This window comes from Roseovarius salinarum, assembly GCF_002834145.1.
GTDB lineage: Bacteria > Pseudomonadota > Alphaproteobacteria > Rhodobacterales > Rhodobacteraceae > Roseovarius > Roseovarius salinarum.
Genome location: NZ_PHNT01000006.1, coordinates 49,841 through 70,243, shown reverse-complemented (window position 1 = coordinate 70,243; position 20,403 = coordinate 49,841). Strand labels below are relative to the sequence as shown.

Below are 20,403 nucleotides of genomic sequence, written 5' to 3'. Positions count from 1 at the left end.
AGGCTAGGCGCCCGCGTCGCGACGGGGAATTCAATTCGCCTCGCTTGCCATCACATGCGCGCAAGGCGCGCGTGAGCGGGCATCAGCCGTCCGGCGCGTACCAGGTCTCGATGGCCTCCATCGCCTCCTGGGCGGTTTCCACGAAACGGAACAGGTCGAGGTCCTCGTCAGAGATCGTGCCGGCCTCGGCCAGGGCCTCCCAATTGATGATCCGGCGCCAGAACGCCTCGCCGAACAGCAGGAAGGGCACGCGCGCCATGCGATCGGTCTGGATCAGGGTGAGCGCCTCGAACATCTCGTCGAGGGTGCCGAAGCCGCCGGGAAACACGCAGATCGCCTTGGCCCGCATCAGGAAATGCATCTTGCGGATGCCGAAGTAATGGAAATTGAAGCACAGCCCCGGCGTGACGTATTCGTTGGGGGCCTGCTCGTGCGGCAGCACGACGTTGTGGCCGATCGAGGATCCCCCCGCCTCGAACGCGCCGCGGTTGCCCGCCTCCATGACGCCGGGGCCGCCGCCTGTGGCGATGACGTATTCGCGGCCGTAGCTGGCCACGGATTTCTCGGTGATCATGCGGGCGAAGTCGCGCGCCTCGTCGTAGAAGCGCGACAGCTCGGCCAGTGTCTCGGTGCGCGCGGCGGCCTTGTCCTGCGGGCGGGGAATGCGCGCGCCGCCGAACAGGACGACGGTGCTGTCGATGCCGCGCTCGTCCTGGATCAGCTCCGGCTTGAGCAGTTCGAGCTGAAGGCGCACCGGGCGGAGCTCGTCACGGAGCATGAAATCGGGGTCGGCGAAGGCGAGCCGGTAGGCGGGCGCCCGCGTCTGCGGCGTGTCGGGCACCTTGTCGGCGACAGTGCGGTCGGTCTGCGCATCGCGAAAGCGGCTGTGGCGATCGTCGTTCATCTGGTGCTGTCCTCCTGGGCGTCGGTCCAGCCGTAAAGCGTCGGCGCAGCCTTGACCAGTGAGTGCATTCCCGTCGGCGCGCGCATGCCTTGGGGGCTGCATCGGCCGCGGCGCACGCGGCCCACGGCATGCCCCCGATGTCGGTCCTGCGCCATTGCGCGCGTCGGCAGGTCATTGTGCCGCGAACGCGCCCCGTCCCGTCGCATTGCGCCCCGCGTCCCGTGGCCTTATACGCCATGGCCAAGACACACTGATTGCACGAGGGGAGCCCGCACGATGTCCGACACCCAGCTCGAAGCCGCGATCGAGGCCGCCTGGGAGGCGCGCGACCAGATCACCCCCGCCACAACCGGCGAAGCCCGGGACGCCATCGAGGAAACGCTCGACGCGCTCGACGCCGGCCGCCTCCGCGTGGCCGAGCCGGGCGCCGACGGCAACTGGCACGTCAACCAGTGGGCCAAGAAGGCCGTGCTTCTGGGCTTTCGCATCAAGGACATGGAACACCAGTCGGGCGGTCCGCAGGGCGGCGGCTGGTGGGACAAGGTGGACAGCAAGTTCGCCGGCTGGGACGACGCGCAGTGGAAGGCCGCGGGGTTCCGCGCGGTGCCCAACTGCGTGGTGCGCCGCTCGGCGCACATCGCGCCGGGCGTGGTTCTGATGCCCAGCTTCGTCAACCTCGGCGCCCATGTCGACGAGGGCACGATGGTCGATACCTGGGCCACCGTCGGCAGCTGCGCGCAGATCGGCAAGAACGTTCACCTCTCGGGCGGCGTGGGCATCGGCGGCGTGCTGGAGCCGCTGCAGGCCGATCCCACGATCATCGAGGACGGCTGTTTCATCGGCGCGCGGTCAGAGGTCGTCGAGGGCTGCATCGTGCGCGAGGGCTCGGTTCTGGGCATGGGCGTCTACATCGGCAAGTCCACCAAGATCGTGGACCGCGAGACCGGCGAGGTGTTCATGGGCGAGGTCCCGCCGTACTCCGTCGTCGTCTCGGGCTCCATGCCCACCAAGAACGACCTCAACCTCTACTGCGCGGTGATCGTGAAGCGGGTCGACGAGCAGACCCGCCAAAAGACCGGCATCAACGAGTTGTTGCGCGACTGAGGACGATCGGCATGGCGGCGCCGGCTTTGCGCGGGCGTCCCGCCGTGATAGGCACGCAGACGCGCCGCACCCTCCGCGGCGCGCTGCATGATCGCGCCGCATGAAGCCTTCGGACGTGAACCCGGCCTTTTCCCCCTCTGCCGACAGCCCGGGCCGGCACCACGTCGTCGTCGGTGACGGGCTGAGCGGCGCGGCTTTCGCCGCGACAGTGCCGCTGGATCCCGGTGACCGGCTGACGATCGTCGGGCCGGAGGCCGCACACCCCGGCCGTGGACTGGCCTACCAGGACCATGCCGCCGACGCGCCCTGGCGCCACGCCTTTCTGTTGAACCAGCCGGCCGATGTCGTTGACCCCGAATTTCCCGCGTGGGTCCGCGAGAACTGGACCGAGATCCGCGCGACGATGACGGGTCGGCGGCCGGACTGGCTCCGGGTGGCGGAGCCGCGGGCAAGCCGGGGCGAGGTCGAATCGCTTTTCCTGCCACGCGCGATTTTCGGGGACTACTGGTGTGGCCGGGTCGAACGTGCCCTTGCCCTGCAGACCGCGACCGGCGTGACCGTCACGCGCCGCGCGATCCGCGCCACGGGGATCGAGGCGGCGGGCAATGCCTTCATCGTGACGCTTGCGGACGGCACCGCACTGCAGGCGGACAGCGTGGACCTCGCCCCCGGCGGCTGGCGGCCCCAGCGATTTCCGGGTGAGGCATGGCCGCACGCGGTGGGCCCCCTTTATGGCAACGAGGCCGCCGTCGCCGAAACGGCGCGGGCGGGCGGACGCATCGCCGTCATCGGCAGCGGGTCCGCGATGCTCGACGTACTCCGGCTGTTGCAGGCGGTGGTGCCCGAGGACCGCATCGACATGGTGGCAGTCGCCCCCTCGGGCCGGCCCCAGCCTGCCTACGAAACGGGTCCTTTGCCACCGACGCCGGCCCCGGCGATCTGCGGCCCCTACGCGACGGCCCACGCGTTTCTTGCGGCGTTCGACGCCGACATGGCAAACGCCGCCGCCAGGGGACCTGGCGCCGAGATGGCGCTGCGGAACCGTTACCTCGATCTGTTCGACCGCGTGCCGCTCAACCAGCTGATCGTGAACGATCATGAGGCACGCCGCGCCGGAACCCGCCTCGAGCGGCGCGTGACACGCGGCACGCCCGACAGCCTGCACGATCTCGCGCGACTTCGCGCAACCGGCCGGGTGCGCTTGCACGCCGCCGGGTTACGGTCCCTTTCCCCCGGGCCGGCGGGATGCCGGCTGCATATCGAGACGGCATCGGGCGCGTGCGCAACCATCGACGCGGCCCTTGCCGTGTCCTGCGCGGGACGTGGCACACCTCCGGCCTTCGACCCGCTGACCGATGCGCTGATCCGGCGCGGCTGGCTCGTGACATGCCCGGTCAGCGGCGGCATCGAGGTCGGCCCGGGGTTCGAGGCCGCACATGCACGCCTGCGCTACGCATCCCCCGCGGTCACCGTGATCGGCGGTGACGTGGAGGCCTATCCGCTTTACAACGGCATCCGCCTGCGGCACCTGATCGCCGCGGCCAACGCCGCCGTTCACGGGACCAGGGAGCATTCCGCATGAACACGAAGAACGGGCCCGGTCGGCAGCAGGTCTATACCCTTCTGGTGGAAATCGGCCGCAAGGCGGGCGACGGGCTGCCGGAGGACGCGACCGGCGCGGCGCTCATGGTCTATGCCTCTGGCGTCGACGAGGAGGAGGCGGTGCGCGAAACCGTCGCCGTGCTGAAGAAGGCCGACACCGCGCCGCTGGATGTCTCGGGCTACGGCACGCTGGCCGAGCGCGAGGCCGAGGGCCACGACATCAGCGACGAGGAACGCGCGCTGATGGACCGTGCGCTGGAGGAAAACGCGGTGATCGTGGCACAGGTCACCCCCTTCTTCGACTGAACCCGCCCGATCAGGCCGCGCGCGTTTCCGCGAGCGTGATCGCCTCGGTCGGCCGCAGCACCGGCCAGGCGGGCGCGGCGTGCTCGGGCAGATGGGCCCGTTCCGCCCCGGCCAGTATGCTGGCGGCCAGATCCTCGGGCCGGCGCCGGATGCGCCCGATGAACAGGCTTTCCAGGGCCGCACCGCCACCGCACGGCACCGGTTCGTGCGCGGGCAGCAGAAGATCGTGATACGTCACCAGCAACGGTCCGGTCGCGCGCAACGCGGACACGCCGTTGACCAGATGCCGCGCCGGCACGAGCACCGCCTCGCAACCGAACAGGTATTCCACGTCCGCGCCCCCCACGACGAGGCGCTTTTCCGGCGCAACCATGACATCGCACCGCAACCCGAAATAGGGTGCGCGCAGGCGCACGGGCCTGAGGCTGCCAAAGGCGGGAACGGTTCGGCGCACCGCGCGCAGCACCGGCACGGCGCCGCCGGCGGTGGCCGACAGCACGGTGTCGCCACGCCGCAACGCGCGGACCTCGCACAAGCCTCGGGGCGTGGCGACAGGCAACCGGCCGGTCATGCCGGGCATGGGGCCAACCGGTTCCACCCGGTCGGACAACGCGAAGAACGTCACCGGGCCGTTCGAAGCCCGCCCGGTGGGACGGGCGATCATTTCCTGAAGGTCGGCAAGGGGCAACGGCGGCGGGTTGCTCAGGGGGACCGTCACGACACGGTCGTTTTCCGGGCGCTCCAGCGTAAGCCGCCCGCTCCGGGCGGGCGCATCCCAGCTGTAGCTCAGCCGCACCGCGTCGCTCCGGCCGTCGGGATGATGCGGCAGGGTGGCATGGCGAACGTCGTCCCCCTGGGCCACGACCAGCACGAAACCGCCGCCGGGCAGGACCTTGACCGTCAGGCTGGCCCGCCACGGATGGCGTTTGTCGAAGCCCAGCAAGGTCTCGGGCCGTCCGTCCGGGGAAAGCCGCGTTTCCAGCAGCAGCGTGCCGCGCGGCAGCAGGCTGTCGGGGCGCACGTGCACATCGCCTGCCGGCTTGTGCTGCGCCGCGCCCAGCCCGGCCGGGTCGAAGGCCCCGCCATCGCGCGTGCACAGGCCGATCCAGCCCGCGCTCATCGGCCGCGGGCCCCGCGGCTGCGCCAAGGACCTTGCCTGACTGCCCGCATCGGTGCCTCTCTCGTTTTCCGAGGCCGGACAGGTCCGCGGCGCGGCCGCCACAGTCCTTGGACGTTGTCTGCTGCCCGCTCGATCGCGGCCATCGGTGCGGCCGCGCGGGTGTTGTCCTGCCTCGGGTGTTTTTTGCCTTGCTACAGTAAAATCTCCGTTCTGTTAAGCATTTTGGGCCTGTGACCCCTGCACGCGGGCCTTGCGGTTTGCGCGCGTGGGCGTGTCGGGCTAGGGCAAGAGATGATCGAACCGCAAGAAAGGACCAAAGGGATGCCCGATACCCCTGTCGATCCGGTGGACCTGACCCGGCAACTGGTGCGCTGCCCGTCGGTCACGCCCGAGGAAGGCGGCGCGTTGCACCTGCTGGAGACGATGCTGAGCGCGGCGGGCTTTGCCTGCACACGCGTGGACCGAGGCGGTGTGGCGAACCTGTTCGCGCGCTGGGGCCCGAAGGGGGCTGCGCGGACCTTCGGGTTCAACGGGCACACCGACGTGGTCCCCGTCGGAGACGCGAACGCGTGGACGGTGGACCCTTTCGGTGCCGAGATCCGCGACGGGCAGCTCTGGGGGCGCGGTGCGACCGACATGAAATCGGGCGTCGCCGCCTTTGCCGCCGCGGCGGTGGATTTCGTTTCGCAGGCTCCGCCCCGCGACGGCGCGGTCATCCTTGCGATCACCGGCGACGAGGAAGGCGATGCCGTGGACGGCACCTCGGCCCTGCTCGACTGGATGCAGCAGACGGGCGAGGCGATGGACGCCTGCCTGGTGGGTGAGCCCACCTGCCCGCACACCTTCGGCGAGATGATCAAGATCGGGCGGCGCGGCTCGCTGACCACGTGGATCGAGATCACCGGCGAACAGGGCCACTCGGCCTACCCGCACCGCGCACGCAACCCGCTGCCCGCGATGGCGCGGCTGGCCGATCGGCTGTCGTCTGCCACTCTTGACGAGGGCACGGAGCACTTCGACCCGTCCACTCTGGCGGTGGTGGGCATCGACACGGGCAACCCGGCGACCAACGTGATCCCGGCCAGCTGCCGGGCGGTGGTCAACATCCGGTTCAATGACCTGCACAGCGGTGCGGGCCTGACAGACTGGCTGCAACGGGAACTTGACGCAGTCGCGTCGGACTTCGGCGTGGCCGGCCGGCTGGAGGTCAAGGTGTCGGGCGAAAGCTTCCTGACGCCGCCGGGGCCATTGTCCGAACTGGTGTCGCGCGCCGTGGTGGCCGAAACCGGCGTCACCCCGGTGCTGTCGACGACAGGCGGCACGTCCGACGCGCGCTTCGTCAAGGACCATTGCCCGGTGGTGGAATTCGGGCTGGTGGGCAAGACCATGCACCAGGTGGACGAACGGGTGGACGTGGACCAGATCGGACGGCTCAAGGCGGTCTACGCCCGCATCCTGTGGGAGTACTTCGCGTGACCGTGGCGATCGGCCCGACGCACGACATCGACGCCTGCCTCGCGCTGCGGCGGCGCGTGTTCATCGAGGAACAGGGCGTTTCGCCCGACGAGGAGCGCGACGGCCGCGACGACGCGGCCCACCACCTGCTGGCCACGCTCGACGGGCGGCCGGTGGGCTGCGCCCGCATCCTGATCAAGGGCGATACGGGCAAGATCGGGCGCGTCTGCGTTCTGCCCGAGCATCGGGGCACTGGGTTGGGCGCGGCGCTGATTCGCGCCTGCCTCGACCACCTGAGGAAGCTCGGGGGCGTGAGCCGCGCCGCGCTCGGCGCACAGACCCACGCACTGGCGTTCTACGAAAACCTCGGGTTCACCGCGCACGGACCCGTCTTTGACGACGCGGGCATTCCGCACCGCGCGATGGAGCGCGCGCTGTGACGCACGCGCGCCAGCTGGTCGTCATGCTCAAGGAGCCGCGACCGGGCCGGGTCAAGACCCGGCTGGCGCGCGACATCGGCCGGATCGAGGCCACATGGTGGGTACGCCACCAGACGGCGCGGCTGCTGCGCCGGTTGCACGATCCCCGGTGGCGGCTGGTGCTGGCCGTGGCCCCCGACCGCGCCGCGCGCGCATCCCGCGCGTGGCCCGCCCACCTGCCGCGCATCGCGCAGGGCGGCGGCGACCTGGGCGACCGCATGGGCCGCATCCTGCGCGGCATGCCGCCCGGGCCGGTCTGCATCGTCGGCGGCGATATCCCGGGTGTGCGGCGCACCCACGTCGCCCGGGCCTTCGCCGCGCTGGGCCAGAACGACGCCGTCTTCGGCCCCGCGACCGATGGCGGTTTCTGGCTGGTCGGCCTCAAGCGGACGGCGCCGCCGCCCGCCACGCTGTTCGAGGGCGTGCGCTGGTCGAGCGCCCACACGCTGGCCGACAGCGTCGCGAGCCTTGGCGGGGCGCGCATCGCCTTCGCGGACACGCTGGCCGACGTGGACACCGCCGCGGACCTGCGCCGGAACCGGCCCCCGCCCGCAGTACCGTTGGCGCATGTTTCGCGGATGCACGCCTCGCGCAGGCATGGTAGGCCCACGACATGAGCAAGATGCCCTCGAAGGACGAGATCCTGCAATGGATCTCGGACAACCCGACCCTCACCTCCAAGCGCGAGATCGCCAAGGCGTTCGGGATCAAGGGGGCTGCGCGCGTCGATCTCAAGCGGATGCTCAAGGAGCTCGAGGAGGAAGGTCACCTCGAGAAGCGCAAGAAGACCTACCGCGACCCCGGGAAACTGCCCCCCGTGAGCGTGCTGCAGGTGTCCGGCCAGACCGACGACGGCGACCTTCTGGCCAAGCCGCTGGAATGGCACGGTGACGGGGTGGAGCCGGTCGTTCTCATGGTTCAGCGGGCCTCCGACCCGGCCCTGGGCGAAGGTGATCGCATCCTCGCCCGCCTGCAGGAGGTGAGGGGCGAGGATCACCACTACGAGGCGCGGCTGATCCGGCGTATCGGCACCAACCCTCGCAAGGTTCTCGGCGTGTTCCGCAAGGGCGACGAAGGCGGGCGCATCGTTCCCATCGACAAGGGCGACAGCAAGGAATGGGCGGTGGCCGCCGATGCAACGGGCGGCGCACGGGACGGTGAACTGGTCGAGGCCGAGCAGGCCGGGCCCAAGGGGCGGCTGGGCCTGCCCAGGGCGCGCGTCCTGGAGCGCCTCGGCGACCCCTCGGCGCCCAAGGCGGTGTCGCTGATCGCCATCCACCAGCACGGCATTCCGTCGGAATTCCCCGACGCGGTGATCGAGGCCGCCGACCGTATGAAGCCCGCGGGGCTTTCGGGCCGCGAGGATCTTCGCGACATGCCGCTGGTGACGATCGACCCGGCGGACGCGCGCGACCACGACGACGCCGTCTGGGCCCATGCCGACGACGACCCGAAGAACGAGGGCGGCCACGTCATCTGGGTCGCCATCGCGGACGTGGCATGTTACGTGACCCCCGGCAGCCCGATCGACGCCGAGGCGCGCAAGCGCGGCAACTCCAGCTATTTCCCCGACCGGGTGGTGCCCATGCTGCCCGACCGGCTGTCGGGAGACCTGTGTTCGCTGCACGAGGGGGTGCCGCGCGCCTGCATCGCGGTGCGCATGCAGATCGACGCCCATGGCGAGAAGATCGGCCACCGGTTCGTGCGCGGGCTGATGCGCTCGGCGGCCTCGCTGACCTACAAACAGGTGCAGCAGGCGCGCGACGGCGATCCCGACGAGACCTGCGCACCGCTGATGGACGAGGTGATCGATCCGCTGTTCGACGCCTACGCGGCCCTGGACGAAGCGCGGCGCAGGCGCCAGCCCCTCGACCTGGACCTGCCCGAGCGCAAGGTGGAACTCAGCGAGGCCGGCGAGGTCCTCTCGGTCAATTTCACCGAGCGGCTGGACGCGCACAAGCTCATCGAGGAATTCATGGTGCTGGCCAACGTGGCCGCCGCGGAAACCCTGATCGCGGCGAAATCGCCGCTTCTGTTCCGCGTGCACGAGGAACCGGCGCCGGAAAAGCTTGAGTCGCTGCGCGAGGTCGCCGATTCCGCCGGGCTGACGCTGGCCAAGGGGCAGGTGCTCAGGACATCGCACCTCAACGCGCTGCTGCACGCCGCCGAGGACACGGACCACGCCGAGCTGATCAACATGTCGACGCTGCGGGCGATGACGCAGGCCTATTACGCCCCGTCGAACTTCGGCCACTTCGGGCTGGCCCTTCAGGCCTATGCGCATTTCACCTCGCCCATCCGGCGCTATGCCGACCTCGTGGTGCATCGCGCGCTGATCTCGGCCCACGGCTGGGGCGACGACGGGTTGAGCCCCCAGGAAATCGAGCGGCTGGATTCAACCGCCCAGCACATTTCCGAGACCGAGCGCCGCTCCATGACCGCTGAGCGCGACACCAACGACCGTTACCTCGCCGCCTTCCTGTCGGAACGCGTCGGCGAAGAGTTCACCGGCCGCGTCAGCGGCGTGGCCAGGTTCGGCGTCTTCGTGCGGCTGGACGAAACGGGCGCCGACGGGCTGATCCCGGTGCGCAGCCTGGGCCGCGAATTCTTCCACTTCGACCGCGAGGCAGGCACGCTGATGGGCGCCGACACGGGGCTGACCATCGAGGTCGGCCAGCGCGTCACCGTCCGGCTTTCCGAAGCCGCGCCGGTCACCGGCGGGCTCGCGCTGGAGCTGGTCAGCCTCGAGGGCAAGTCGCTGCCCGAGGGGCCGGCGCGCGGCAAGGCCCGGCCACCACGCGGCACCGCGAAGGGCAAGCCACCCAAGCGCAAGCTCGCACGCGCGAAGAAGCAGGACGAAAAGACCAGGCGCAAGGTCAAGCGCAGCCGCCGCTGACAGGCGACCGTGTCGTTTGCGCTGACCGCGACGACGCGGGCTGACGCGCCGGCGCGGCACCGGATCGGCGAAACCCCGCACCGGTCGCGGTGCATGCTTCCGATTCCGGCGCAATCGGGCTACCATTTCACGACAGGCAAGACCAACAAAGGGCCGGGCAATGGGCATCCGTATTATCTTGACCGCGCTCGCGGGCCTCTTCATCGCGCAATCGGCGCAGGCGCGTCCCGTGGAGTCGTCGTTGCGGCCGCAGATGCGCCCCGCGCAGACCGTCGCGCGCGCCGCCGCCACCGCCATCGACGTGCCGGTGCGCAGCCTGCGCCCGGTGCTGCGCCCCGAAAGCCTCGAGAAGAAGGCCGCGGCGTTGGCCCCTGCCCCCGCCAACCGGGGCTTCCGCCGCTGGATCGAGGGGTTCCACCCGCGCGCCCGGGCCGCCGGCATCAGCGATGGCGTGTTCCGCCGCGCCTTCCGCGGCGTGCAATACAACACCTCCGTGGTCCAGAAGGATCGCAACCAGTCGGAATTCACCAAGCAGATCTGGGATTACCTCGACAGCGCCGCCTCGCCCGTGCGCGTCCGCAACGGCAAGAAAATGCTGCGGCGCCATCGCCGCACGCTCGCCCGGATCGAGGCGCACTACGGCGTCGACAAGGAGGTCGTCGCCGCCATCTGGGGCCTGGAAAGCGCCTATGGCTCGCGAAAGGGCGACATCCCGCTGATCGAGGCGCTCGCCACCCTGGCCTATGACGGCCGTCGCGGCCGCTTTTTCGAGAAGCAACTGATCGCGGCCCTGCGAATCCTGCAATCCGGCGACGTGCGTCCCGAGAACATGAAGGGCTCGTGGGCCGGGGCCATGGGCCACACGCAGTTCATCCCGACCTCCTACCAGGCCTACGCGGTGGATTTCACCGGCGACGGCAAACGCGACATCTGGTCAGACGACCCGACCGACGCGCTCGCATCCACCGCCGCCTACCTGTCGCGTTTCGGCTGGAACACGGGCCAGCCGTGGGGGGTTGAGGTGCGCCTGCCCGATGGCTTCAACCACGCGCTGGCCAGCCGCTCGATCCGCAAGTCACCGCGCCAATGGGCGCGTCTGGGCGTGCGGGGCGTCGACGGCAAGCCCGTGCCCAACCACGGGCGCGCGTCCATCCTCCTGCCCGCCGGCGCGGCCGGCGCCGCCTTCATGATCTTCGACAACTTCGCGGTGATCGAGCGCTACAACAAGGCCGACGCCTACGTCATCGGCGTGGGCCATCTGGCCGACCGCCTGAAGGGCGGCCCAACCATCCAGGCAAGCTGGCCGCGCGGCTATGAACCGCTGTCCTTCGTCCAGAAGAAGGAAATGCAACGCCGCCTCACGCGCAAGGGCTTCGCGCTGGAAAAGATCGACGGGATCATCGGCCCGAACACGATCAACGCCATCCGCGCCTACCAGAAGTCCGTGGGCGTGACGCCCGACGGCTACCCCAGCCAGACACTGCTGCGGCGCCTGCGCGGGGGCTGACCCCGTTCGGCGACCCTTGGTTTCAGATATCCTTCATCAGGCGCAGCGCGTCGTAGACCGCGGCGTGCGTGTTGCGCGACGACACCGCGTCGCCGATGCGGAACAGTTGGAACCCGTCCGGCCCGCCCGTCATCGCCTGCCGCCGCCCGGCGACCAGCGCCTCGTAATCCACCGCGCCCAGGTTCTGCGACTCGGGCTTGAGGTCGAAATAGAGCTCATCAAGCGGCGCCGTGCCGTAATTGACCACGACCTGGTCGACGGCACGTTCCTGCCGCAGGTCCATGTAATCCGACCCCACGATCGCCTTGAGGCGGTTGCCGTCGCGCTCCACCGCCTGCAACCGGTAGGTGACGGTGAATGTCACCGCCTTGTCCTGCAGCGCGCGCATGAAGGGGACGAGGTTGATTCCCGGCACCTCGGATGAAAACGCCTGGTAGGGCGTCATCACCTCGACCTCGGCCCCCGCGTCCGCCAGCACCTGCGCGGCTTGCAGCGCGGCGAAATCGCCGGCCTCGTCGAACAGCAGGACACGGCCGCCCGGCTTCGCGTCGCCCGACAGGATGTCCCAGCTGGTCACCGTCGCGTCGCTGCCCGCCGCCAGGTCGCCGGGGCGCGCCAGCCCGCCCGTGGCCACGATGACGACATCCGGCTCCAGCGCGCGCACTTCCGCCGCCTCGGCCCAGGCATTGAAGCGGAATTCGACGCCGGCCGCCGCGCATCGCGCCATGCGCCAGTCGATGATCCCCATCATCTCCGACCGCGCCACCTGCTGCGCGCACAGCCGGACCTGCCCGCCCGGCGCGTCCGCGGCCTCGAACACCGTCACCGCGTGGCCGCGCGCCCCGGCCACCCGCGCGGCCTCCAGCCCCGCGGGCCCCGCCCCCACGACGACGACGCGCTTGCGCGCCTCGGCCGGGGCGATCTCGTGGGGCATGGTGGCCTCGCGCCCGGTGGCCGCGTTGTGGATGCACAGCGCCGCACCCCCCTGGTAGATGCGTCCAAGGCAGTAAGTGGCGCCGACGCAGGGGCGGATCTCCTCTTCGCGCCCTTCCTCGATCTTGCGCACGATGTGCGGCTCGGCGATGTGGGCGCGCGTCATCCCCACCATGTCCAGCAGCCCCGCCTGCACCGCGTGCCGGGCGGTGGCCACGTCCTGTATGCGCGCGGCATGGAACACGGGCATCCCGAGCTCGGCGCGCACACGCCCCGCGAAATCCAGGTGCGGGGCCGAGCGCATCCCCTGCACCGGGATCACGTCGGCCAGCGCCGCGTCTGTGTGGATGCGCCCGCGGATCACGTTGAGGAAATCGACCAGACCGGCCGCCTGCAGCTGCCGGGCGAACGCCATGCCCTCCTCGGCGGGGATGCCGCCCGCCGCGTCCTCGTCGGCCACCAGCCGCAGCCCGAGGATGAAATCCGGGCCGACGCGCTCGCGACACGCCGCCAGGACATCCGTCGCGAACCGGGTCCGGTTCTCGAACCCGCCGCCGTAGGGCGCGTCCAGCGTGTTGGTCAGCGGGCTGATGAACTGGTCGGGCAGATGGCCGTAGCACTCGATCTCCACGCCATCGAGACCCGCGGCCTTCATCCGCTCCGCCGCGTCGGCGTAATCCGCGATGATGCGCGCGATGTCCCAGTCCTCGATGACCTTGGGCGCGCCACGATGCGCGGGCTCGCGCGCGGGCCCCGCGCCCAGCGAAGGCAGCCAGTCGCCCGCATCCCAGCGCGTGCGCCGGCCCAGATGCGTGAGCTGGATCATCACGGCGCAGCCGTGCGCGTGGCAGTCGTCGGCCAGCTTCCTCATCCAGCCCACGACCTCGTCGCGCCAGGCCAGGATGTTCTCGAAGGCCGGCGGGCTGTCGCGCGACACCACCGCCGAGCCGGCGGTCATGGTCAGCGCGAGCCCGCCCTTCGCCCGCTCGAGGTGATACAGGCGATAGCGGTCCTTGGGCATCCCGTCCTCGGTATAGGCCGGCTCGTGCGCCGTGCTCACCAGACGGTTCTTCAGGTCCAGGTGCCTGAGGCGAAAGGGCTGCAACAGCGGGTCGTGCGACATCGGTGGCGCTCCCGGTAACGTCGTGGCTGCGCGGCAGCCTCGCCCACGGCCGGCCTGAACGCAAGCGCCCTTCACCTTGGACCAAATACTCCCGCCGGAGGCTCCCGAGGACGCGGCCGCAGGCCGCGGACGAGAGATCCTGCGCGCGGCGCAGCCGCGCACCGCCCGGCAATGGCCGGCTCAGGGCGGGGTCAGCCGGTCGCGCAGCAACGCCAGCGGATGCGCCCGCAGCGACAGGCGCATGGCGGCGTAATCCTCCACCACCGCCTCGCCCAGCGTCGCCTCGGGCAGGTGGGCGGCCGGTTCCGCGATGGCCTCGCCGTCGAGATCGCCGGCAAAGAGCGGCAGTTCGCGCCCCGGCGCCAGCGCCCGCGCCGCCCAGAGGGCGGCACGGCGCGACAGCCCCAGCCCCGCGAAGGCGTCCGCCTCGGCCAGGCGCTCCACCGCGGCCGGGGCCACGCCCGCGCGGCGCCAGACATCCTCGACCGTCCGGTAGCCGTTGCCGCGCGCCGCGGTGATCCAGGTGGCGTCCTCCTCGCCCAGCCCCCTGACCTGCCGGAACCCCAGCCGCAGCGCCAGCCCGCCGCGCCCGTCGGGTTCCATGACGTTGTCGCGGTAGCTTGCGTTGATGCACACCGGGCGCACCGTCACGCCGTGGTCGCGCGCGTCGCGGATGATCTGCGCGGGCGCGTAGAAGCCCATGGGCTGCGCGTTCAGCAGCGCGCAGGCGAAGATGCCGGGATGGTGGCACTTGACCCAGGCGCTGGCATAGACCAGCAGCGCGAAGCTCGCCGCGTGGCTTTCGGGAAAGCCGTAGCTGCCGAACCCCTCGATCTGGCTGAAACAGCGTGCCGCGAAGTCCGCGTCGTAGCCGTTGGCGCGCATGCCCCGCAGGAAACGCTCGCGGAAGGCCGAAACGTCGCCATGCTTCTTGAAGGTCGCCAGCGACCGGCGCAGGCGGTCGGCCTCCTCGGCCGAGAACCCCGCGCCGGTGATGGCGATCTGCATCGCCTGTTCCTGGAACAGCGGCACGCCCAGCGTCTTGCCCAGCACCGCGCCCAGCGCGTCGGAGGGAAATTCGACCGGCTCCTCGCCGTTGCGGCGGCGGATGTAGGGGTGAACCATGTCACCCTGGATCGGGCCGGGGCGGATGATCGCCACCTCGATCACCAGGTCGTAGAACGACCGCGGCCGCATCCGCGGCAGGAAGTTCATCTGCGCGCGGCTTTCCACCTGGAACACGCCCAGCGAATCGGCGCGGCACAACATGTCGTAGACGCGGCCATCCTCGGGCGGCAGGTCGGCCAGCGTGTGACGCACCCCTTGGTGCTGCTCCAACAGGTCGAAGGCCTTGCGCAGGCAGGTCAGCATGCCGAGGCTCAGCACGTCGACCTTCAGGATGCCCAGCGCGTCGATGTCGTCCTTGTCCCAGCATATGACCGTGCGGTCCTCCATGCTGGCGTTTTCCACCGGCACCAGCTCGTCCAGCCGCCCCTCGGTCATCACGAAGCCGCCGACGTGCTGGCTCAGGTGGCGGGGGAAGCCCTCGATCTCGCGCACCAGCTCGAGCGTCTGGCGCAGCCGCCGGTCGGCGGGGTCCAGCCCGATCTCGCGCAGGCGCGCATCCAGCAGCGCGCCTTCCGCGCCCATCCCCCAGACCTGCGAGGACAGCGCCGCGACCGTGTCGCCGCTCAGCCCCATGGCCTTGCCCACCTCGCGCAGCGCGCGCTTGGCCCGGTAATGGATGACGGTGGCACACAACCCCGCGCGGTGGCGACCGTAGCGGTCGTAGATGTGCTGGATCACCTCCTCGCGGCGCTCGTGCTCGAAGTCCACGTCGATGTCGGGCGGCTCGTCGCGGGCCTCGCTCACGAAGCGCTCGAAAACCATGGTGCCGATCTCGGGGCTGACCGAGGTCACGCCGAGGCAGTAGCAGACCACCGAGTTGGCGGCCGAGCCGCGCCCCTGGCACAGGATGCCGCGGCCGCGGGCGAAGGCCACCACGTCGTGGACGGTCAGGAAATATGGGGCGTAACCCAGCTTGCCGATCAGGGCCAGTTCGTGCGCCAGCTGCGCCCGCACCCGCTCCGGCGCGCCGTCGGGGTAGCGCCACGCGAGCCCCGCCTCGGCCAGCCGGCGCAGACGGGCGTCGGGCGCTTCGCCGTCCGCGACCTCGCCGGGGTATTCGTAGCGCAGTTCGTCCAGAGAGAACGCCAGCCGCCCGGTCAGCGCGCCGGCGCGGTGCACGGCCGCTTCGTGCCCGGCGAAGAGGCGCAGCATCTCGGCCTCCGAGCGCAGGCGGCACTCGGCGTTGGCCAGCGCCGCGCGGCCCAGCGTGTCCACCCGCAGCCCTTCGCGGATCGCGGTCAGCACGTCGGCCAACCGCCGCCGCCGCGCGTGGTGCATGATCGGTGTGGCCGACGCGAGCGTGGGCACCCCCAGATCGGCCGCCCGGCCTGCCAGCCAGTCGAAGCGCGCGGCGTCCTGCCCGTCGTAGCGCGGCGCCATCAGCAGGTGCACCGCCCCGGCGAAGTGCCGCGCCAGCCGCGCGGCTTGCGCGTGCCACGCCTCCGCCTCCACGTTTTCGGGCGGATGCAACAGCAGCTCCATCCCCCCGGCGCCATCCAGCACGTCCTCAAGTGTCAGCCGGCAACCGCCCTTGTCCGCCCGCCGCTTGCCCAGCGTGAGCAGTCGGCACAGCCGGCCCCATGCGGCGCGGTCGCGCGGCATCGCCGTCAGCCGCGGCCCGTCCCCGGGGCACAGCCGCGCGGCCGGGATCAGCCGGGGCACGCAGGCCCAGCCCGGCGGGTCCGGGCGCCACGCCGGATCGGGCGGGCCGATGGGGCCGTCACGCGCCTCGATCGCCTGCCGCTCGGCCACCTGCCGGACGATCTCGCGCGTTTTCACATGCGCCCGCACCAGCCCCGCGACCGAGTTGTCGTCGGCGATGGCCAGCGCCGGCAGGCCGAGCGCGGCGGCACGCTCCACCAGTTCCTCGGGGTGCGAGGCGCCGGTGAGGAAAGTGAAGTTAGAGGTGATCGACAACTCGGCGAACATGACGAGTCGGGAGTATATTCACCTTTTGTTCCATTTCGAGTCCGGAACGCCACCGGCTTCGCGGAACTTCGCGTCATGCGGCCCCGGCGGCCTCACCGCCGCCCCGGCACCTCGGAAACGCACGGCCCGCCGCGAAAACACTGCACGATCCTGTCGCGTTGTTCCCGCGACGGCGCCGACAGCGCCATGCCCCCGCAGGGGTCAAGCACCAGGTCATGGCCGCCGTCCCTCCGCCGCAGGAACGCCAGGTGCTCGGTGCCGGATTCCGGGCTGGGGCACCACACGCCGAAGCATTCGACGACCAGCGTGATCGGCCGGTCGAACGGAACGACGAACCCCTCGCGCGACAGCGCCTTGCCGGTGAATCGGGCCGGCAGGCGGGTTTCGCTGTCTGACTGGTCCTCGGCGTTCGCCCGCGGCAGGCGCGATTCGTCGAAGGTCAGACGGCCATGCACCACCACGTAGGCGGCCTCGGCCGCGTCTGCCTGCTGGTAGAGATAGGGGGCATCCCGCGGCAGGCAGCTCAGCGCCAGTGCCGGACCGCCAAGAAGAAACGCGACGAGGGGGGCAATGAAACGGGTCATGGCGCAGCTCCCGGTGCACGTCCGGTGGCCGCGGGCGATGCCGCCGACGGCCCCGACGCCACGAGCCTGCCAGCACCGCCCGCGCCGGACAAGGCCGCGTCACAGCTTGTCGGCGAACTCCGCCAGTACCTGTTCATAGACCTTGCGCTTGAACGGAACGATCCGTGCCGGCAGGTCGTCGGGATCCAGCCAGCACCATTCGGAGAATTCCGGGTGGCCGGTGTCGATGTTCACCTGGTCGTCGCGACCGTGGAAGCGCAGAAGAAACCACTTCTGCTCCTGCCCCTTGTAACGGCCCTTCCAGATGCGTGGCACGATATCGTGCGGCAACTCGTAACGCACCCAGCCCTCGGTCTCGGCCTCCACCGTGACAAGATCGGGCGGCACGCCGGTTTCCTCCCACAACTCGCGCAGGGCGGCGTCGCGCGGGGATTCGCCCGCGTCCACGCCCCCCTGGGGCATCTGCCAGGCCGGGGCATCGTTGTCGATCCGCTGTCCGACGAAGACACGCCCGTCCTCGTTGGCCAGCATGACGCCCACGCAGGGGCGGTAGGGCAGTTTCTCGATCTCTTCGGGGGTCATCATGTTCCCTGCTGTGAGGCTCCTCCCTATTGCCGCCGGCATGCGCTCCGGTCAACCGACCTGACGCGTGGCCGGCACGCAGAAAAGCTTGGCAATCGCCGCCCTAGCCCTGTAGGGGCGTCACCGTGCAGGTGCGGCACCGGGCCGCACCGCGATTCATTGGAGGCATGCGAAACATGGACGCGATTTTCGAAAGCCTTGGCGCCTATGCGCCGCTCGTCATCAACGGGGCTAAGGCGCTGGTCGTCCTTATCCTGGGCTGGATCGTCGCCGGTGCTGTCAGCGGGCTGCTGCGCCGCCGGGTCAACGCCAACCCCCGCATTGACGACACCATCGGCAGCTTCGCCGCGAGCATCGTCAAATGGGTGATCCTGCTGATGGTGCTGATCGCCGTGCTCGGGCTGTTCGGGATCGAGGCCACGAGCCTCGTGGCCGTTCTGGGTGCCGCAACGCTGGCCGTCGGGCTGGCACTTCAGGGCACGCTGAGCGATCTGGCGGCCGGGTTCATGCTGATCCTGTTCCGCCCCTACAAGCTGGGCCAGTACGTGGACATCGGCGGCACCGCCGGGACGGTGGCCGACCTGAACCTTTTCTTCACCGAACTGGTAACCCCCGACAACGTGCAGATTGTCGTGCCCAACGGGCAGGCGTGGGGCGCGATCATTACCAACTATTCGCACCACGACACCCGGCGTCTCGACCTGACCTTCGGGATCGACTACGGCGACGATGCCGACAAGGCGATGAAGATCATCGCCGACCTCGCCGCGAGGGACGCGCGTGTCTTCGACGACCCCGAACCCTGGGTCCGGGTGACGAACCTGGGCGACAGCAGCGTCGACCTGACGGCGCGGCTGTGGTGCAACGCCGCCGATTACTGGGACCTCAAGTTCGAGCTGACCAAGGCGATCAAGGAAGCCTTCGACGCGGGCGGCATTACCATCCCCTATCCCCACGCGGTCGAGATCCAGAAGGCCGGCTGAGCCGGCGGCGCGCGGGGCCGGCCGCCCGGCCCCGTCCATCGGCGATCAGCCCTTCACGATCTTCTGCGGCGAGATCACGTCGATGCCCAGCGCGCGGCCCACGGCGTAATAGGTCAGTTGCCCCGCGTGCACGTTCAGCCCTTCCAGCAGGTGCGGGTTGTCGGCGCAGGCCTGTCGCCAGCCCTTGTCGGCCAGTTCCAGCATGAAGGGCATCGTCGCGTTGCCCAGAGCCATGGTCGCCGTGCGCGCCACGGCGCCGGGCATGTTGGCCACGCAGTAGTGCATGATGCCGTCGACCTCGTAGATCGGATCCTCGTGCGTGGTGGGCCGCGAGGTCTCGAAACAGCCGCCCTGGTCGATGGCCACGTCCACGATGGCGGCCCCCGGCTTCATCATCGAAAGCTGGTCGCGCGTGATCAGCTTGGGCGCCGCGGCGCCGGGGATAAGCACGGCGCCGACGACCATGTCGGCCTCGGCCACGAGGTCGGCGTTGTTGCCGGCGCTCGCGTAGCGCGTCTTGAACAGCCCCGAGAACGCGTCGTCGAGGTAGCGCATCCGCTCCAGCGACCGGTCGAGCACGGTGACATCCGCGCCCATGCCCGCGGCCACCCGTGCGGCATGCGTGCCGACGTGGCCGCCGCCGATCACGGCGACGCGCGCGGGCTGCACGCCGGGCACGCCCCCCATCAGCACGCCGCGCCCGCCGTTGGCCTTCTGCAGCGTCCAGGCGCCCATCTGCGGCGCCAGCTTGCCCGCGACCTCGGACATCGGCGCAAGCAGGGGCAGCCCGCCGTTCCGGTCCGTCACGGTTTCATAGGCGATCGCGGTGCAGCCCGACTCGAGAAGGTCGCGCGTCTGCGCCGGGTCCGGCGCCAGGTGCAGGTATGTGAACAGCACCTGGCCCTCGCGCAGCATCTTGCGTTCGTCCGGCTGCGGTTCCTTGACCTTCACGATCATCTCCGCCTTGGCGAAGACTTCCTCGGCGGTGTCCACGATCACCGCGCCTGCGGCACTGTAGTCGTCGTCGTGGAACCCCGCGCCGACACCGGCCCCCGACTGCATCAGCACCTCGTGGCCGTGCGCCACGGCTTCGCGCGCGGCGTGCGGCGTTATTCCGACCCGGAATTCCTGCGCCTTGATCTCGGTGGGGCATCCGATCTTCATGGCCTTCTCCTCCAATACCCTTTGGGCCATTTTGCCGCAGTCCCGCCGCAAGGCGGTTGAATTTTTCCTCGCATACGGCCCGGTTCCTTGAATATACTTCGCGAATTAGCTCGTTTTTCTGAAAGGTCTTGCATACATGCCGCTTGATGGAACGGATCGCCGTCTGCTTTCGGTGCTGCAGCGGCGCGGGCGCATCTCCAACGCCGATCTGGCCGAGGCGGTGAACCTGTCGGCCAGTGCCTGCCACCGGCGCGTCCAGCGGCTGGAGACCGAGGGCTACATCCGCGGCTACGTCGCGCTGCTCGACGCGCGCAAGATCGGGGTGCCCGCCACCGTCTTCGTCGAGATAACGCTGTCGACGCAGGCCGACGAGGTGCTGGAGGCCTTCGAAACGGCCGTCTCGCGCATCCCCGACGTTCTGGAATGCCACCTGACGGCCGGGACGGCCGATTACATCCTCAAGGTCGTCGCCGAGAACACCGAGGATTTCGCGCGCATCCACCGCCAGTACCTGACCCGCCTGCCCGGGGTGGCGCAGATGCAATCAAGCTTCGCGCTGCGCACCGTCTGCGACACGACGGCCCTGCCGGTGTGACGCGGCAAA

At 70.2% G+C, this 20,403-nt stretch carries 17 protein-coding genes; 10 read left to right on the top strand and 7 right to left on the bottom strand.

Annotated elements, in window-relative coordinates; all coding sequences use genetic code 11:
- Nucleotides 1-82: 82 nt before the first annotated feature.
- Nucleotides 83-904: an LOG family protein gene (locus CEF10_RS07625; RefSeq protein WP_101067539.1), complete on the bottom strand. Its 822-nt coding sequence runs from the start codon at nt 902-904 to the stop codon at nt 83-85.
- A gap of 276 nt (nt 905-1,180) precedes the next feature.
- Here CEF10_RS07625 and dapD point away from each other — a divergent pair, with 276 nt between their 5' ends.
- The 3 genes from dapD (at nt 1,181) to CEF10_RS07610 (ending at nt 3,916) form a co-directional block, all read left to right on the top strand.
- Nucleotides 1,181-2,008, top strand: coding sequence for a 2,3,4,5-tetrahydropyridine-2,6-dicarboxylate N-succinyltransferase (gene dapD / locus CEF10_RS07620; protein WP_101067538.1), 828 nt, complete (start codon nt 1,181-1,183; stop codon nt 2,006-2,008).
- Nucleotides 2,009-2,108: 100 nt separating this feature from the next.
- Nucleotides 2,109-3,590 carry an FAD/NAD(P)-binding protein gene (locus CEF10_RS07615; protein ID WP_101067537.1) on the top strand — a complete coding sequence of 494 codons (1,482 nt, stop codon included), beginning with the start codon at nt 2,109-2,111 and terminating at the stop codon, nt 3,588-3,590.
- On the top strand, nt 3,587-3,916 hold the full coding sequence (locus CEF10_RS07610) for a hypothetical protein (RefSeq protein ID WP_101067536.1): 330 nt from the start codon (nt 3,587-3,589) through the stop codon (nt 3,914-3,916). The genes CEF10_RS07615 and CEF10_RS07610 overlap by 4 nt, the downstream gene beginning before the upstream one ends.
- Before the next feature lie 10 nt (nt 3,917-3,926).
- On the opposite strand, the gene CEF10_RS07605 is transcribed toward CEF10_RS07610, so the two are convergent.
- A complete protein-coding gene (locus CEF10_RS07605; RefSeq protein ID WP_101067535.1) occupies nt 3,927-5,036 on the bottom strand; it encodes a Hint domain-containing protein in 1,110 nt (369 codons plus the stop codon).
- 321 nt (nt 5,037-5,357) lie between these two features.
- Here CEF10_RS07605 and dapE point away from each other — a divergent pair, with 321 nt between their 5' ends.
- From dapE to CEF10_RS07580, 5 genes are all read left to right on the top strand, one after another.
- Nucleotides 5,358-6,512 (top strand): succinyl-diaminopimelate desuccinylase, encoded by a 1,155-nt coding sequence (dapE, locus tag CEF10_RS07600; RefSeq protein WP_101067632.1) that lies wholly within the window; start codon nt 5,358-5,360, stop codon nt 6,510-6,512.
- The gene (locus tag CEF10_RS07595; protein WP_101067534.1) at nt 6,509-6,931 is read left to right on the top strand and encodes a GNAT family N-acetyltransferase; all 423 of its coding nucleotides are present in this window, start codon (nt 6,509-6,511) and stop codon (nt 6,929-6,931) included. Before dapE ends, CEF10_RS07595 begins: the two co-directional genes overlap by 4 nt.
- 23 nt (nt 6,932-6,954) lie before the next feature.
- Complete coding sequence (locus CEF10_RS07590) at nt 6,955-7,587, top strand: TIGR04282 family arsenosugar biosynthesis glycosyltransferase (protein ID WP_101067631.1); 633 nt, start codon at nt 6,955-6,957, stop codon at nt 7,585-7,587.
- Nucleotides 7,584-9,866, top strand: coding sequence for a ribonuclease R (gene rnr, locus CEF10_RS07585; protein WP_101067533.1), 2,283 nt, complete (start codon nt 7,584-7,586; stop codon nt 9,864-9,866). Before CEF10_RS07590 ends, rnr begins: the two co-directional genes overlap by 4 nt.
- A 160-nt stretch (nt 9,867-10,026) precedes the next feature.
- Nucleotides 10,027-11,373: a lytic murein transglycosylase gene (locus CEF10_RS07580; protein ID WP_101067532.1), complete on the top strand. Its 1,347-nt coding sequence runs from the start codon at nt 10,027-10,029 to the stop codon at nt 11,371-11,373.
- 22 nt (nt 11,374-11,395) lie between these two features.
- Here the strand turns inward: CEF10_RS07580 and CEF10_RS07575 are convergent, their stop codons facing one another.
- From CEF10_RS07575 to CEF10_RS07560, 4 genes are all read right to left on the bottom strand, one after another.
- The gene (locus tag CEF10_RS07575) at nt 11,396-13,429 is read right to left on the bottom strand and encodes an NADH:flavin oxidoreductase (RefSeq protein WP_101067531.1); all 2,034 of its coding nucleotides are present in this window, start codon (nt 13,427-13,429) and stop codon (nt 11,396-11,398) included.
- A 180-nt stretch (nt 13,430-13,609) separates the two neighbouring features.
- On the bottom strand, nt 13,610-16,486 hold the full coding sequence (locus tag CEF10_RS07570) for an error-prone DNA polymerase (RefSeq protein WP_101067530.1): 2,877 nt from the start codon (nt 16,484-16,486) through the stop codon (nt 13,610-13,612).
- Nucleotides 16,487-16,578: 92 nt separating this feature from the next.
- Nucleotides 16,579-17,070 carry a hypothetical protein gene (locus tag CEF10_RS07565; RefSeq protein WP_101067529.1) on the bottom strand — a complete coding sequence of 164 codons (492 nt, stop codon included), beginning with the start codon at nt 17,068-17,070 and terminating at the stop codon, nt 16,579-16,581.
- Between the two features lie 99 nt (nt 17,071-17,169).
- Nucleotides 17,170-17,652: an RNA pyrophosphohydrolase gene (locus tag CEF10_RS07560; protein ID WP_101067630.1), complete on the bottom strand. Its 483-nt coding sequence runs from the start codon at nt 17,650-17,652 to the stop codon at nt 17,170-17,172.
- Between the two features lie 176 nt (nt 17,653-17,828).
- Between CEF10_RS07560 and CEF10_RS07555 the strand changes: the two genes are divergently transcribed.
- Nucleotides 17,829-18,635, top strand: coding sequence for a mechanosensitive ion channel family protein (locus CEF10_RS07555; RefSeq protein WP_101067528.1), 807 nt, complete (start codon nt 17,829-17,831; stop codon nt 18,633-18,635).
- A gap of 45 nt (nt 18,636-18,680) precedes the next feature.
- Here CEF10_RS07555 and ald read toward each other — a convergent pair whose 3' ends face one another.
- Nucleotides 18,681-19,799 carry an alanine dehydrogenase gene (gene ald, locus CEF10_RS07550; RefSeq protein ID WP_101067629.1) on the bottom strand — a complete coding sequence of 373 codons (1,119 nt, stop codon included), beginning with the start codon at nt 19,797-19,799 and terminating at the stop codon, nt 18,681-18,683.
- 136 nt (nt 19,800-19,935) lie between these two features.
- On the opposite strand from ald, the gene CEF10_RS07545 reads away from it, so the two are divergent.
- Nucleotides 19,936-20,394, top strand: coding sequence for an Lrp/AsnC family transcriptional regulator (locus CEF10_RS07545; protein ID WP_101067527.1), 459 nt, complete (start codon nt 19,936-19,938; stop codon nt 20,392-20,394).
- Nucleotides 20,395-20,403 lie beyond the last annotated feature (9 nt).